General features: G+C 68.2%; 12 protein-coding genes. 8 read left to right on the forward strand and 4 right to left on the reverse strand.

Features of this window, described 5'->3' with window-relative positions; all coding sequences use genetic code 11:
* Positions 1 to 83: 83 nt before the first annotated feature.
* The 6 genes from HNR67_RS18295 to HNR67_RS18320 are packed head-to-tail and all read left to right on the forward strand — an operon-like array spanning position 84 to position 4,540.
* Positions 84 to 1,187: an MCE family protein gene (locus tag HNR67_RS18295; protein ID WP_185010811.1), complete on the forward strand. Its 1,104-nt coding sequence runs from the start codon at positions 84 to 86 to the stop codon at positions 1,185 to 1,187.
* Entirely contained in the window at positions 1,184 to 2,413 is a 1,230-nt protein-coding gene (locus HNR67_RS18300) for an MCE family protein (RefSeq protein ID WP_185003467.1), read from the forward strand. Before HNR67_RS18295 ends, HNR67_RS18300 begins: the two co-directional genes overlap by 4 nt.
* Positions 2,410 to 2,904 carry a hypothetical protein gene (locus HNR67_RS18305; RefSeq protein ID WP_185003468.1) on the forward strand — a complete coding sequence of 165 codons (495 nt, stop codon included), beginning with the start codon at positions 2,410 to 2,412 and terminating at the stop codon, positions 2,902 to 2,904. Before HNR67_RS18300 ends, HNR67_RS18305 begins: the two co-directional genes overlap by 4 nt.
* Positions 2,901 to 3,644 (forward strand): hypothetical protein, encoded by a 744-nt coding sequence (locus HNR67_RS44510; RefSeq protein ID WP_246494078.1) that lies wholly within the window; start codon positions 2,901 to 2,903, stop codon positions 3,642 to 3,644. The genes HNR67_RS18305 and HNR67_RS44510 overlap by 4 nt, the downstream gene beginning before the upstream one ends.
* 36 nt (positions 3,645 to 3,680) lie before the next feature.
* A complete protein-coding gene (locus tag HNR67_RS18315; protein WP_185003469.1) occupies positions 3,681 to 4,043 on the forward strand; it encodes a metalloregulator ArsR/SmtB family transcription factor in 363 nt (120 codons plus the stop codon).
* Entirely contained in the window at positions 4,040 to 4,540 is a 501-nt protein-coding gene (locus tag HNR67_RS18320; RefSeq protein ID WP_185003470.1) for an SRPBCC family protein, read from the forward strand. Before HNR67_RS18315 ends, HNR67_RS18320 begins: the two co-directional genes overlap by 4 nt.
* Positions 4,541 to 4,599: 59 nt before the next feature.
* On the opposite strand, the gene HNR67_RS18325 is transcribed toward HNR67_RS18320, so the two are convergent.
* On the reverse strand, positions 4,600 to 5,784 hold the full coding sequence (locus HNR67_RS18325) for a glycoside hydrolase family 18 protein (RefSeq protein ID WP_407645180.1): 1,185 nt from the start codon (positions 5,782 to 5,784) through the stop codon (positions 4,600 to 4,602).
* Between the two features lie 375 nt (positions 5,785 to 6,159).
* Here HNR67_RS18325 and HNR67_RS18330 point away from each other — a divergent pair, with 375 nt between their 5' ends.
* A complete protein-coding gene (locus HNR67_RS18330; RefSeq protein WP_312987538.1) occupies positions 6,160 to 7,362 on the forward strand; it encodes a serine hydrolase domain-containing protein in 1,203 nt (400 codons plus the stop codon).
* Positions 7,363 to 7,444: 82 nt separating this feature from the next.
* On the opposite strand, the gene HNR67_RS18335 is transcribed toward HNR67_RS18330, so the two are convergent.
* From HNR67_RS18335 to HNR67_RS18345, 3 genes are all read right to left on the reverse strand, one after another.
* Positions 7,445 to 11,728 carry a GH92 family glycosyl hydrolase gene (locus HNR67_RS18335; RefSeq protein ID WP_185010817.1) on the reverse strand — a complete coding sequence of 1,428 codons (4,284 nt, stop codon included), beginning with the start codon at positions 11,726 to 11,728 and terminating at the stop codon, positions 7,445 to 7,447.
* A gap of 254 nt (positions 11,729 to 11,982) precedes the next feature.
* Complete coding sequence (locus HNR67_RS18340; protein WP_185003472.1) at positions 11,983 to 12,420, reverse strand: PPOX class F420-dependent oxidoreductase; 438 nt, start codon at positions 12,418 to 12,420, stop codon at positions 11,983 to 11,985.
* 63 nt (positions 12,421 to 12,483) lie between these two features.
* The gene (locus HNR67_RS18345) at positions 12,484 to 13,590 is read right to left on the reverse strand and encodes a matrixin family metalloprotease (RefSeq protein WP_185003473.1); all 1,107 of its coding nucleotides are present in this window, start codon (positions 13,588 to 13,590) and stop codon (positions 12,484 to 12,486) included.
* Between the two features lie 135 nt (positions 13,591 to 13,725).
* Between HNR67_RS18345 and HNR67_RS18350 the strand changes: the two genes are divergently transcribed.
* The gene (locus HNR67_RS18350; protein ID WP_185003474.1) at positions 13,726 to 14,358 is read left to right on the forward strand and encodes a TetR/AcrR family transcriptional regulator; all 633 of its coding nucleotides are present in this window, start codon (positions 13,726 to 13,728) and stop codon (positions 14,356 to 14,358) included.
* Positions 14,359 to 15,360: the final 1,002 nt, after the last annotated feature.

A 15,360-nucleotide genomic window follows, 5' to 3' on the forward strand; every position in this document is an offset into this window, starting at 1 on the left:
AACGGCCAACACACCGTCCCACTTCGGCCAACACACGGTACGAGAACGGCCAACACTCGGGGTGGGGGGTGTTGGGGGTGGTGATGTTGTTGGGTGGGTGTACTGGGGTGTATGGGGTGCCGTTGCCTGGTGGGGCGGATCTGGGTGACGTGCCGTACCGGATCACTGTGCGGTTCGCGGACGTGCTGGATCTGGTGCCGCAGGCCGGGGTCAAGGTGAACGATGTCGCGGTGGGGCGGGTGGAGGAGATCAGGCTCGGTGCGGACTACGCGACCGCGGAGGTGCGGCTCGCGGTCAACGGGGCGGTGCGGTTGCCGGGCAACGCGCTGGCACGGCTGCGGCAGTCGAGTTTGCTGGGGGAGAAGTTCGTTGAGCTGGCCGCGCCCAAGGAACCCGTGGGGCAGCTTGCCGAGGGTGCGGTGATCCCGGTGGATCGGACCAACCGCAGCACCGAGATCGAGGAGGTGCTGGGGGCGCTGTCCCTGCTGCTCAACGGTGGCGGGGTCGGGCAGCTGCGGACGATCACGACTGAGCTGGACGCGGCACTGGCCGGGAATGAGGCCAGGCTGCGCGGGTTGCTGTCCACTGTGGACAAGGTGGTGGCCGACCTTGACGGGCAGCGGGTGGGGATCACCAGGGCCATCGACTCGATCAGCCGGTTGTCGACGACGCTGGTCGCGCAGCGGCACAACCTGACCACCGCGCTGGACCACCTGGCGCCGGGGCTCGCGGTGCTCAACACCCAGCGGGACCAGCTGGTGGAGATGTTGCGGGCACTGGACAAACTCGCGGTCACCGCCACCGACACCGTGCGCCGCAGCTCGACCAACCTGGTCGCCGACCTGAAACTGCTCGAACCCGTGCTGCGCAAGATCGCCGAGGCCGGCGAGAACCTGCCCAAGTCGCTGGAGATCCTGGTCAGCTTCCCGTTCACCGACCAGACCCTGCAAACCCTCCGCGGCGACTACGTCAACGCGGATGTGAAGCTGGACCTGGATCTGAGTTCGATCCTGGACAACCTCACCCGCTCCAACCAGCCCATCATCCAGCCACCCGATCCACGAAAGCCCCCGGCTGAGCCGCTGCTGCCCGGTGCGCCTTCGGGGACGCCCAAACCGCCCGAGCAGCCCGGTCTGCTGGGTGGGCTCGGCGGGTTGCTGCACACGATCCTGGGTGGTCGGCGATGAGCCGGGGCGTGATCATCCGAATTGGACTGTTCCTGGCCATCGCGGCGATCGGACTCAGCTATGTGGGCGCCCGGTACGCGGGGCTGGACCGGCTGTTCGGCACGCGCGGGTACCTGGTCACGTTGCAGCTGGCCGATTCCGGCGGGATCTTCACCAATGCCGAGGTCACCTATCGCGGTGTCGCGGTGGGGCGGGTTGGGCAGTTGCACCTGACCGAGCGCGGGCTTGAGGTGGAGCTGGACATCGAGCACTCCGCGCCGCGGATCCCGGCGGACACCGAGGCGGTGGTGGCGACCCGGTCCGCGGTGGGGGAGCAGTACGTGGACCTGCGGCCCAAGCACACCGGCGGGCCCTATCTGGCCGAGGGGTCGGTGATCGAGCAGCAGCGCACGACCATCCCGGCCGAGGTGTCCTCGGTGCTGGCCGATGCGCACCGCCTGGTCAAGAGCGTGCCGGTGGACTCGCTGCGGACCGTGGTCGGCGAGTTGAACACGGCTTTCGCGGATGCCGGTCCGGACCTGCAGCGGTTGCTGGACAGTGCGGACAGCCTGACCCGGACCGCGATCCAGCACCTGCCCCAGACCAAGGAGCTGCTGGCCAACGCCAGGACGGTGCTGGGCACGCAGGAGGAGCAGAGCCGGCAGATCGTGGACTACAGCCGGAGTCTGCGCGAGCTGGCCGAACAGCTGCGGCGGTCGGATCCGGACCTGCGCGTGCTGGCCAAAGAGGTGCCGGAGGTCGCGGCGCGGACCGATGATCTGCTGCGGCGGTCCGGGACCGGGTTGTCGGTGCTGCTGGCGAACCTGTTGACCACCAGCCGGATCACCAGTGCGCGGACGGCTGGACTGGAGCAGTTGCTGGTGGCGTTTCCGATCATCACCGCGACCTCGCCGACCGCGTCCGGGGATGGGACCGGGCATTTGGGGCTGGTGCTGAACTTCTTCGACCCGTTCAGTTGCACCAAGGGTTATGAGGGCACGAAGCAGCGGGCGGGCAAGGAGACGACGGACGCGCCGTTGAACAACAAGGCGTACTGCGCGGAGCCGCCGAACAGTCCGACCGGGGTGCGTGGCTCGCAGAACGCGCCGTTCGGCGGGCGGCCCACCGCGTCGCCACCGGCCAAGCAGCAGCAGGCTGATCCGCGGTTGCCGGGGCCGCTGGGATTGCTCGGGCCGCAGCCGGGGCCGCGGACTTTGGGGCAGTTGCTGGGGTTGGAGGGTCGATGAAGACAGTCCTTTATGGACTCGTCGCGGTGGCGCTGGTCGCGGCCGGATGGTTTGGCTGGGGGTGGTGGCTGGCGAGTGGGGATCCGGATCTGCGGCAGGGTGTGGAGCGGGATGCCGCGCTGGCCGCGGGGCAGCGGGCCGTGGTGGAGCTGAACACCCTGGACCACCGGGAGGTGGAGGCGGGGCTGGCGCGGTGGCGGGAGGTGGCCACCGGGACGTTGCTGGACGAGCTGGCGCAGAACCGGGAACAGCACGCCAGGGACATCAAGGCGGCGCGGACCGCCACCACGGCGAGGTTGCTGTCGGCCGCACTGACCACTGTGGACGGTCACGCGGGGGCGGCGACGCTGATCGCGGCGGTGGAGGTGACGGTGGCCAGGGACGGGGCGCAGCCGAGCACCCAGCGCAGCCGGTTGTCGGCGGAGCTGACCCGGACGGCGGCGGGGTGGCGGGTGGGGCGGTTGCAGACGATGGGGGTGGGTGGGCCGTGACCCGCGGGCGTGGGGTGAAGAAGCCGGTGCGGCGGGTGCGGGTGGTGGCCGGGCGGCATCCGCGGCCGGTGGGGGCGACGGCCGTGGAACCGGAGGTCATCGAGTCAGCGACCACGATCGTTGAGGCAGTATCGCCGGTAGTGGTGGACGTCGTCCCGACTGAGGTGGCGGCTGCGGTGCTGGAGCCGCCCGAAGTGGATCGCGCCGGGACGGTTCGATCCGTTGACCCGGAGCCGGTGGTGAAGCGGGCGTTTCCGCTGGTGGCGGTGTTGGGGGTGGTGCTGGTGCTCGCCGCGGGGTTCGCGGTCTGGGCTGGGGTGGCGACCCAGGCGTTGCGGCCGGGGACCAATGTCGCGCTGGTCGACAACGCGGCGACGGACCTGGTGCTGCGGCAGGTCACCGATGCCGTGCGGGACACCTTCAGCTACGACCATTCGGACACCGGGCGCACCGAACAGGCCGCCGCCCGGGTGCTCGACGGCCGGGCCATCGAGCAGTACCGCGAGCTGTTCGCCGAGGTCCGCAAGGTCGCACCGGCGCAGAAACTCGTGCTCACCACCACCATCCGGGCGGCCGGAGTGCGGGAGATCCAGGGCGACACCGCCACCGTGCTGGTCTTCGTCGACCAGCAGATGCTGCGGACCGGGGACAACGTGCAGAACTCCGGCGCGGCGCAGCTGGAGGTCACCGCGCGGCGGGACGGCCCGAACTGGCGGATCATCGAGCTGAAGGTGCTCTGACTGGCCAACGCGTAACCAGTGGGTTACGCTTCCGCGGTGGATGAGGTGGCGGCGGCGATCGCCGATCCGGTGCGCAGGGAGATCCTGGTGCTGCTCCGGGACGGCCGGTTGGCCGCGGGTGAGATCGCCGGGCGGTTCGAGATCAGCAGGCCGGCGGTGAGCAGGCACCTGCGGGTGTTGCGGGAGAGCGGGCTGGTTCAGGACGAGCTGGTCGGCAGGCAGCGGCTGTACGCACTTGATCCGCAACGCTTCCGGGAGCTGGCCGCCTGGCTGGCCCAGTTCGAGCGGCCGACCGGGTGGGAACACCGGCTCGACGCCCTGGAAACCGAGGTCTACCGCACCCGCCGGGAGCGCCGCGCGCTGCCTTCGGCGTTGGACGACAAGGAGAACACGGCATGACACCGTTGCCAACCGGCCGGTTGTTCGGCACCGACGCCGGGGTGGACCTGGTGCTGACCCGCACCTTTCGCGCTCCGGCCGAGGATGTCTGGGCCAGCCTGACCGAGTCCGAGCGCACCGCGCGCTGGTTCGGGCCGTGGACCGGGGAATCCGGTCCGGGCCGCACCATCAAGGTGCAGATGGTCTTCGAGGAAGGCCAGGGGTGGATGGACATCCGCATCGACGACTGCGTCCCGCCCCGGCTGCTGAAGCTGAGCACCGTGGACGAGGTCGGCGTCTGGCTGCTGACCGTCGAGGTGTCCGAAGTGGACGGTGTGAGTGAACTGAAGCTGGTGCACCACCGAGAGAGTCGGGAGGGTGCCGGGGACATCGGGCCTGGGTGGGAGTACTACCTGGACATGCTGGTCGCGTCCAGGGAGGGCCAGGCGCTGCCGAGTTTCGACGACTACTACCCGGCGCAGAAGGAGTACTACGAGACGCTGACCGTGTCGGAGTAATGGAGACCGGGGTGGTCCCAGTGGTGGGACCACCCCGGTTGCCTTGTGGGGCAAGGGAACTAGCTGATGCCACCCTTGACGGCGGTGATCAGCTCGCCGTTGCTGGTGTCACCGGAGAGTTCCCAGAAGAACGCGCCGCCCAGGTTCTGGGTCTTGGCGTAGGAACCCTTGCCGCGGATGGTGGCGGGAGTGTCGTAGCTCCACCACTGGTTGCCGCAGTGCGCGTACGCGGTGCCGGCGACGGTGCCGTTGCTGGGGCACTTGGTCTTGAGCACCTTGTAGTCCTCGATGCCAGCCTCGTAGGTGCCCGGCGCGGCGCCGGTGGCGGTGCCGCCCGGTTCCTTCTTGGTCACGCCGGTCCAGCCGCGACCGTAGAAACCGATGCCCAGCAACAGTTTGCTGGCCGGGATGCCCTTGCTCTTGAGCTTCTGGATCGCCGCGTCGGAGTTGAAGCCCTGCTGCGGGATGCCGGTGTAGGAGGTCAGCGGCGAGTGCGGGGCGGTCGGGCCCTGGGCGTTGAACGCGCCGAAGTAGTCATAGGTCATCGGCAGGTACCAGTCCAGGTACTGCGCGGCGCCGGCGTAGTCCGCGGCGTCGATCTTGCCGCCGTTGGAGCCGTCCGCGGTGATCGCGGCGGTGACCAGGTTGTTGTTGCCGAACCGCTTGCGCAGCGCCTCGATCAGCGTCTTGAACGAGCCGAAACCACTGGTGTCACAGGAAAGCCCGCAGGCGTTCGGGTACTCCCAGTCGATGTCGATCCCGTCGAAGACATCCGCCCAGCGCGGGTCCTCGACCAGCTTGTAGCAGGACTCGGCGAAGGCCGCGGCGCGCTTGGAAGCCTCGCCGAAACCGCCGGACCAGGTCCAGCCACCGAAGGACCACAGCACCTTGATGTGCGGGAACTGCTTCTTCAGCTTGCGCAGCTGACCGAAGCTGCCCCGGAGCACACCCGGATCCCAGGTGTCGGCCTTGCCGTCGACGCTGAGGTCGGCGGTGTAGGCGCGGTCGTAGTCGGCGTAGGCGTCACCGATGGCGCACTGGCCGTTGGTGACGTTGCCGAAGGCGTAGTTGATGTGGGTCAGCTTCGACGCGGAACCACTCGTGACGATGTTCTTCACGTGGTAGTTCCGGGCGTAGGTGCCCCACTGGGCGAAGTAGCCGATCACCTTGTTGGGCGCGGCCGCGGCCAGTGGCTCCGCGGCAGCCGGAGCGGCCGCTGGGGCCGCGATGGAGGCTGGGGCCATGGAGGCGATGAGGGCCGCGGCGGTAGCGAACGCGGCCACGAGGGTTCCGGCCATGGTGCGCCGACGTGTACTGGTCATCTGTAACTCCGCAGGGGACGAGGTACAGGGGGCACGCTGGCGGCGTGCGTCACACGCTAGGTGGTTTAGACCACTAGGTCAACGGTTTCTTTGCCGGGGCTTGTCGTGGCGGGTTGCGTTGCGCAGCCACAAGATCAAGAGCTGCGGGCGGCTTTGGCGGACGGGCGGGAATCAAAGGAAGGGGAACCGCTCGGGGATGTTCGAGAAGCCGGTCCGGCTGTCTGTTCGCTGGGCTTCGTCCTTCCGCTTGCGAGCCTCGCCCCATCGTGCGTACAGTGTGCGCAAGACGGGAACGATGTGCGCGACTGGGGAGTGACGATGAACAGGTCGGGGCTGCGGCGGGTTCGGGAGCAGCTGGCGAAGCGGGTGGATTCCGGAGAGGTGCCGGGGCTGGTCGCGTTGCTGGGGAATGGGGATTCGGCGCACGTCGAGGTGCTGGGGGATATGCATGTCGGGGGTGGGGCGGCAATGGCGGAGGACTCGATTTTCCGGCTTGCCTCCGCTACCAAGCCGATCATCGCCGCGGGGGTGCTGGCGCTGGTCGAGGATTGCCGGTTGCGGCTGGATGACTCGATTGAGGAATGGTTGCCGGAACTGGCGGATCGGCGGGTGCTGGTGCGGCCGGATGCCGAGGTGACGGACACGGTGCCGGCTCGGCGGGCCATCACCGTGCGGGATCTGCTGACCTTCACCTGGGGGTTCGGGGTTGACCTGACCGGGGCTGACACGCCAATCCGGCGGGCGATGCTGGAATTGGGTTTGCTGGTGCCGCCTTCCGGGTTTGAGCCGGATGTGTGGATCGCGCGACTGGGGTCGTTGCCGTTGATGGCTCAGCCGGGGGAGAAGTGGCTTTATCACGTCGGGTCGGATGTGTTGGGGTTGCTGGTGGCGCGGGTGACCGGGGTTTCGCTGGGGGAGTTCCTGCGGGAGCGGATTTTCGCGCCGTTGGGGATGGTGGATACCGGGTTTTTCGTTCCTGAGGACAAGATCGGGCGGTTGCCCACCAGTTACGCGCATGATCCGGCGACGGGGGAGCTGGTGGTGTGGGATCCGGCGGTGGGGGGCAAGTACAGCAAGCCGCCCAGGTTCGAGACCGGTGGGGACGGGCTGGTCTCGACCGCGTCGGACTACTTCGCGTTTCAGCGGATGTTGTTGCAGGGTGGGAAGTATCGGGGGGAACGGGTGCTGTCGGGGGGCTCGGTGGCGTTGATGACCTCCGACCAGCTCACGCCCGCGCAGAAGGTGGAGAAGGACGAGTTGAACGAGTTCTTCGGGGATCACGGCGGGTTTGGGTTCGGGATGGGGGTGCGGACTGTGCGGCGGGGGTTCGCGCAGGTGGGGCAGTTCGGCTGGGATGGGGGGCTGGGGACTTCGGCGCAGGCTGATCCGGGGGCCGGGTTCAGTGGGGTGTTGCTGACCCAGGTGGCGTTGGACTCGCCGGTGTCCCGGTTGCTGATCAAGGACTTCTGGACTACGGCCTATCAGGCGATGGAGGACTGAGGGCTGGGGGCTGCGTTTTTGGGACAGCGAAAGGCCCTCCCGTTGCGGGGAGGGCCTTTCGGTTGTTCAGTTGGCTAGCGGACTACAGGTCCTGGCACTGGCCGGTTCGGGGGCCGGTGCCGGTGTTGTCGAAGCCGTTGTCGACCGGTGCGGTGGTGTTGCCCGCACAGGTGACCGGGCCCTGGATGCCGCTGGCGGAGACCACGGGGGCCTCTGTCGCGGTGTTGCCCACCAGGGTCACCGGGCCTTCGATCCGGGTGGATTCGATGCTCAGCTCGCCGGTGGTGCCGGTGATGCTGATCGGACCCGATACGTTGCTGTTGAACAGGATCACGCTGGTGGCGCCGACCGCGCTGAGCGGACCACTGATCCGGCTGCCGTAGGCGTGCAGGGCGGCGCCGGGGGCGACGGTGACCGGGCCGGTGATCTCGGCGTCGCGCAGGACCGTGGTGCCCTCGGTGACCGTGAGCGGGCCCTCGTGCTTGCCGGTGATCTCCTTGGCCGGCTTGGCCGCCGGCTTGCTGAGGAACTCGACCTCGGCGACGGAGAAACCGCCGGTGCCGGTCAGTTCCAGCCGGTAGTGGCTGTAGCGGCCCGGCTTGGCCACCTTGAACGCCCTGGTGTGCTGGCGCCATACGAACTTCTCGTTCTTGCGTTCGTCGACCGTGGCCCAGGTCGTGCCGTCGTAGGAGCCCTTCAGCACCCAGCCCGTGGCATCGGCCGCGGCCTTGCCGGAGGTGAGGGTGTAGAAGGTGACCGGGTCGGTCTGCACCTTGGGCTGGAACTGCACCCAGCCGCTGCCGTTGAACGCGGTCTCGGTCGCGGAGGTGTTGTCCACCAACGCGTCCAGGCCGGTCGAGGCGGTGCGGGTGCCCTCGGCGTCGCGCAACGGCGTGGGGACCGCGCTGCCCTCGGTGATCGACTTCGGCGCGGCGTCCTTGTCGGTGCCCCACTTCGAGGGCTTGTCGCCCAGGTCGAACTCGAGGGTGCCGCCCTTGGCGATCAGGTCGTGCGGCAGGTCGGTCTTGCCGTAGTTGCGGCCGTTGACCTTCAGGCCCTGCACGTAGACGTTGCGCAGGCTGTTCTTCGGCGCCTTGATCACCAGGTCCTTGCCGTTCTCCAGGTGCACGGTGGCCTTGGTGAACAGCGGGGAACCAATGGCGTAGCTGGGATTGCCCATCTGCAGCGGGTAGAAGCCGAGCGCGCTGAACAGCCACCAGGCGGACAGCTCGCCGTTGTCCTCGTCACCGCCGTAGCCCTGGCCGATGGTGGACCCGGTGTACTGCCGGGACAGCACCTCGCGCACCTTCTCCTGGGTCTTCCACGGCTGGCCCACGTAGTCGTACATGTAGGTGATGTGGTGCGAGGGCTGGTTGCTGTGCCCGTACTGGCCCATCCGCACATCGCGGGCCTCGATCATCTCGTGGATGGTCCCGCCGTAGGAGCCGGGGAACTCCGCGGTCTCCGGGGTGCTGAAGAACTTGTCCAGCTTGGCCGCCAGCTTGTCCCGGCCGCCGTAGAGGTTGGCCAGGCCCTGACCGTCCTGCGGGGCGTGGAAGGCCATGTTCCAGGCGTTGGTCTCGGTGTAGTCGTGGCCCCACTCGCGCGGCTCGTACTTGTCCGGCTCGACCCGCCAGCTGCCGTCGGGCTTGCGGCCCTGGAAGAAGCCGACCCTGGAGTCGAACATGTTGACGTAGTTCTGCGCCCGGTTCAGGAAGTACTCGTGGTTCTCCTTGAACTCCTTGCGGCGCGGGTCATTCGGCTTGGCCTCCTCATACAGGGTCTTGGCCAGCACGGCGATGCCGTAGTCGTTGATGTAGCCGTCCAGGGCCCAGGACATGCCCTCACCGGTGTTGGTGGAGGTGTAGCCCAGGAACACCGAGGTGTCCAGGCCCTTGCGGCCCACGCCGGGGTTCGGCGGGGCCACGGTGGCGTTCTTCACCGCGGCGTCGTAGGCGGCGCGCACGTCGAAGTTGGTCACGCCCTTGCGGTAGGCATCGGCGAAGGCCACGTCCGAGCTGGTGCCCACCATCAGGTTCGCGTAGCCGGGGGAGGACCAGCGGGAGACCCAGCCGCCCTCCTTGTACTGCTGCACGAAGCCCTCGGCCATCTCGCCCGCCTTCTTCGGCGTGAACAGCGAGTAGGCGGGCCAGGTGGTCCGGTAGGTGTCCCAGAACCCGTTGTTGACGTAGATCTTGCCGTCGACGATCTTCGCGCCGGTGCTCACCGGGGTGTCCGGACCGGTCGGCGCGGCCACCGGGCTGGCGTGCCTGATGACCGGCTTGTCCTTGCTGCCCACGTTCTCGTGCCCGGAGTTCGGGTAGAGGAACAGGCGGTACAGGTTGGAGTAGAGCGTGTGCAGCTGGTCCTGGGTGGCGCCCTCGACCTCGATGACGCGCAGCTGCTTGTCCCACTCGGTCTGCGCGCGCTCCTTGACCGAGTCGAAGGTGTCCGAAGTGGACACTTCAAGGGCCAGGTTCTTCTTGGCCTGCTCCACGCTCAGCAGCGAGGTGGCGATCCGCATGGTGACGGTGCGGTTGTCGGCCGGGGTGTCGAAGCGCAGGAACCCGGTGACGTTGTCCCGGCCTGCCCCGGTCAGCTTGCCGCCGTCGACCGCGGGACGGTCGAAGCTGGCGTGCACGAACAGCCGGGTGGCGCCGGTGGACAGGCCGCTCTTGATGTCGGAGAAGCCGGAGACGGTGCCGGTGGCCGGGTCCAGGGTCAGCCCGCCGTTGTTGTTGACGTTGTCGAACAGCAGGCTGGAGGTGTCCCCGGTGAAGGTGAACCGGAACAACGCCGCGTGATCCGTCGGCGCGATCTCGGTCTTCATCCCGTTCTCGAAGGTCACGCCGTAGTAGTGCGCCTGCGCCGTCTCGTTGACGTGCTTGAACGGCAGGGCGCGGGCGGCGCGGTCCAGCTTCGGCGTGCCCTCGGCCGAGGGCATCACCTGGAAGGTCTGCCGGTCACCCATCCACGGGCTGGGCTGGTGGCTGGCGGTGAATGCCTGCAAGGTGGGCAGGTTCTGCGCGTTGTTGCTCTTGGCGTACTCGTACAGCCAGCTCGTGGTGCCCGCGTTGGTCATCGGGGCCCAGAAGTTGAAGCCGTGCGGCACCGCGGTCGCCGGGAAGTTGTTGCCCCGGGAGAAACCGGAGCTGGAGTTGGTGCCGCGGGTGGTGATCACGTGCTCGGACGGCCGCTTCGCGTTGATCTTCGGCGCGGTGCCCACCCGGATGTCGTCCACCCAGCCGGAGAAGCTGGCCGGGCCGGTCGGGTTGTCGTAGGCGACCAGGATCCGCTTGATGGTCTTGCCGGCGGCGACCTTGCCGATCACCGACTGCTGCAGGTTCCACTGGTTGGTGTAGAGCACCTTGGAGGCGCCCTGACCGCGCGGCGACAGCTCGAACCCGTGCTGGTCGGTGGCCTTGAGGTCACTGAGGTAGGTGCCGTCGGAGAAGGCCAGGTCCAGCGCGGCGTGCGTGCTGGGGTAGTTCATGTCCCCGGAGACGAACTCCGGGAAGATCAGGTACGACAACTCGGTGTCCCGGCCGACCTGGATGTCGACGTCGAAGACCTTGTTGTAGGAGTAGCCGCGGCCCTTGGCCTCGTGCGTGCCCAGGTAGCGGAAGGCGCGCGAGCCGGTGAACCCGCTGTTGTTGCGCACGTTGTACCCGCCTGCCGGGCCCTTGCCCGCGACGGTGCGCATGTACGGCGGGAACTCGCCGTTGCTCGGCCCGGCCAGCTGCAGCTCGGCCAGCTGGATCAGCGAGGCGCCGTTGTTCAGCGTGATGTCGAGGCGGTAGTGCCGGTAGGCGACCGTGTTGGTCAGGGTGAAGGTCTTGGTCTCCTGCCGCTTGGCGAAGCTCTCGCCGGTCCGACTGTCCACAGTGGTCCAGTTGGCGCCGTCGTTGGAGCCCTTGAGGGTCCAGTCCTTCGGGTCCCGTTCGGGCGCGTCATTGGCCGAGGAGATCGCGTACTTCTGCACCGCGACCGCCTCGGACAGGGTCAGCGAGACCCAGCCGGTGCGCTCGAAGGCCAGCCATTTGGAGGCCAGGCTGCCGTCGAAGAGGTTGTCCCTGACCTCACCGCCGCCGGTGTTCTCCGCGCTGGCCGCGGTGGCGGTGATCTTGTCGTTGACGCTGCCCGGGATGCTCACCGAGTCCGCGCCGGTCACCCCGGACGCCTTCGGTCTGCCGTCCGGCCCGGTCTCGGGCGTGTCGGTCCACGTCGGCTGTGGCTCGCCTGCCTCGAAGGAGGTGGCGAACGAGGTGCCTTCCACTGGCTGCCCCTGGTCTGTCTCCGGTGGCGCCGCCAGCGCGACCGGGGACCCGGCCAGGCTCAGCGCCACGATGCTCGCGCAGACCAGCATCATCGGTGATCGTGCTGCGCGCACTCTGTTCCTCACGCTTCGAGTCCTCCGCCTGGGATGTCGGGGGGTGCAGACGGCTGTGCTGGACTCGACCCGGCACAACCCGGACGAAAGCGAAGCCCGGCACTGACATCGATGTCAAGAACTTCGTCCGGTCTTGTCACACCTCAGGCGGCGGATGAGGCCGGACGGCTCAATCCCTGGCAGTCGCTGTCATCCGAAGGTGTTGCGCCGTTCGGGTCGCCACCCAGGGCTCAGGGGCGTTCCAGCGCGCCCGGCCGGAACGGCTCCACCCCGACCACCCGGCGCACCCGCAGCGGCTCGATGACCAGCACCAACCGCCGCTCACCCGGGATCCGCCACTCGTAGGTCGGGGTGCCGACGTACTTGCGGGCCAGCCGGTCCATCCCGTCCTCGGCGACCGTCCCGGTCACGAACTCCACCACCCGGCCGCGGATCTCCACCCGGTCATAGGGGTTGTCCGGCGAGGTCGCCGACAACGACACCCGGGGATCGCGCCGCAGGTTGTCCTCCTTGACCCGGCCCAGCGCGGTGTTGATCAGCACCCGGTCCCCGTCCGCCTCCGCCCACATCGGCGTGACCTGCGGCGATCCATCCGCGTTGAGCGTGGCCAGGTGCCAGAACAGCGGCCTGGCCAGCCACTCCCGCACCTCAGGACCGAGTTCCGCCACGTGCCTTCCCCTCCCGGACGACGCTGGGCGCGCGGTGGGGCGGGCGGACCCGCCCCACCGGCCTCACCAGTACATCAGTCCGACCCCGCCGAAGCTCCACGAGTAGTACAGCCGCAGTCGCACCAGGTAGCGCCTGCCCTGCACCAGCCTGGCCTCGATCAGCGCGTTCAGGTCGGTGCCGCTGTCGTCATCGCCTGCCAGGTAGACCGGCTGGCCGTCGATCTCCTCGAAGAGCACCAGCACCGCGTCGCAGCCGCCGAAGGTGCCGATCTGGTACTTGCCGGTGGCGGCCGGGGTGATGCTGAAATCGGCCTGCTGACCGGCCGCCAGCTCCAGCTGCACCGTCTTGAGGTGCTCCAGCGCGGTCGGCGCGCCGGTCGGGGCCGGGTACCACTTGCGCACGAACTCCTTGTCCACCGGCGAGAGGACCCCCGGCGGACGCAGGCCGCTCGCGTACCTGGCCGGCTGGCGGATCAGGCCGGGACCGAAGCCGTAGTGCATGATCGAGTCCGGGTCCCAGGACGAGCCGGTGACCTCGTCGTTGGCGAGTTTGCGCAGGATGTTGTGGAAGATGGTCTGCCGGTCCCAGAAGTTCGGCGGGCCGGACAGCGAGGCGTAGACCTTGGCCTCGTCCCACTCGATGCCGGCGAACGGGTTCTGGTGCTCGTGCGGCATGCCCAGGGTGTGGCCGATCTCGTGCAGGGCCGTGGTCATGCCGTAGGCGTCCTCGGTCAGGTCCCAGCCGAAGTTCATCGTCCGGTCGTTCACCCCGGCGTGCAGCACCACGTCCCGGCCCACATACGACCAGGACCCGTCACCGTCCATGAACCCGATCCGCAGCTCGGACTGGGCCCGGTCCGGCACCTCCTCGAACCGCAGCCCGATGCCCAGCTCCTGCCAGGACCGGAACGCCCGCCGCACCACCTCCCGCTGCGGCTCGGCGCCGACCCAGGAGACGAACCGGGTGCTGCCGTCGGAGAAGCGCACCTGCTCGCCGTCGGTGTCCCGGTCGAAGAAGTAGTAGTGCAACACCGTGCCGTTGGCCCATTTGGAGCGGGTCCGGAGTATCGCCCGCGCCCGCTCCAGGTTCAGCCCCTCGGGCACCGCGGGGGCGGACTGGGTGCGCAGGGCGCAGTAGCGGAAATCGGCGGATTGGTCCTGTTCGGGCATGTCAGCGCCCTCCTCGCAATGACGGCCGAACCTCCATGGTCAGCGCGCGCACTCCGATCCGGTGCCCGCCATCGGAGTGAGCGGGGCGAGCTTGGTCGGTACAGTGACCCGGCAGCGGCGCACTGGAGGAGGGTCATGGGCGCGGGACCGGTGGCACGACGGGACTACGCGGGTCGCTCGGCCGCGGACCGCCGGGCACAACGCCGGGACCGGATGCTCGCCGCAGGCCTGGAACTCTTCGGCACCGAGGGCTACGCCGCCGCCAGCATCGAACGCCTCTGCGCCCAGGCCGCGGTCTCCACCCGCAACTTCTACGAGGAGTTCGGCAGCCGGGAAGCCCTGCTGATGGCCTTGCACGACCGGGTCAACACCGCCGCCATCGAGGCCGTACGCACCGCCTTCGCCGCCCTGCCCGAGGCGGGCCTGGTGGAACGCACCCAGCTCGCCGTACACACCTACCTCAACGCCACCGCACACGACCCCCGCCTGGCCAGGGTCGCCTACGTGGAGGTGGTCGGGGTCAGCCCCGAGGTCGAGCGCTACCGAGCGGGCTGGCGAGAACGCTGGATCGACCTCCTGGAGGCCGAGGCCCAGCGCGCGGTGGACCGAGGCGAGGCCCCACGCCGGGACTTCCGGCTCACCGCGATCGCCCTGATGGGCGCGGTGAACGAACTCGTACACCACTGGTCAGTACTCGGCGGCAGCACCCCAATCGAAGACATCACCAGGGAAATAGCCCGCATAGCCACCTCCCAAATCCAACACTGACCCACCCCAATCTCCCGCGTGTTGGCCGTTCTTGTACGGAGTGTTGGCCGTTATGGGACGGTGTGTTGGCCGTTCTTGTACGCCTTGGGCAACTACGACCGGGCGAAGCCCGGAGAACAGGCGGCCGGGGTGGCTTTTCAAACCCCACCTGAGCGGTTCCCCCATCCCCGTCAGCCTGGAGAGGACACACCACATCCCGGGTGCGCAGACCGCAACCTGCCGCCGCCCTAGCCTGCCAACCGCAACGGTCTGCGTGCCCGGGATGTGGTTTGGTATCGGAAGGCTGACGGGGATGGGGGAACCGTACGAGCACTGCTCTTTGCCCTTGTTCTTGTCTTTGACTTTCCCCCCCATCCTTTGATTTCTGCCCGTCCGGCGAGGACGATCTTGATCTTGACTGTCGTTCGGGTACCTCAGCAACAGAGGCCAACAACGCAAAGATCAAGAGCGAAAAAGATGGCCTCGCCGGCCGGGCAGACCACCGGAGGGGGGAGGGCAGATCAAGAACCGGCATGAGCAGGTTGCGGGGCGGGGTTTGTGCTGCCGGGGCCTGAACCAGCGTGGCTCCGAGGGCTCGCGTGTTCTCCGCACGGCCTTCCGCAAGCCAACCACACCTCACCGAGCGGCCCCCGTTGCGGATTCGTGGGCAGGCGGCGGCAGGTTGCAGGGGCCACTCGGCGAGGCGCGGTCAGCAAGCTCCAGGCCGTACGGAGAACACGCGAGACCCCTCGTCGTGGGGTTTCACCCCCCAACCCCAACCCCCCGGCCTGCGGCCGTACAACAACGGCCAACGACCCGTCCCACAACGGCCAACACGGCGTACAAGAACGGCCAACACTCCGTACGACAACGGCCAACACGCTGTCCCATAACGGCAAACACTCGGATGGCGGTATGGTCTGCACTTCCGGATGAAATGCGGTGAATTTTGCCGGATAGGGGCAGATGTCGATCATTCATGATGGATGCTCGTGCGCATGAAGCTCTGTCCTGATTGCTTCG

Origin of the sequence: Crossiella cryophila (assembly GCF_014204915.1) — a bacterium.
GTDB lineage: Bacteria > Actinomycetota > Actinomycetes > Mycobacteriales > Pseudonocardiaceae > Crossiella > Crossiella cryophila.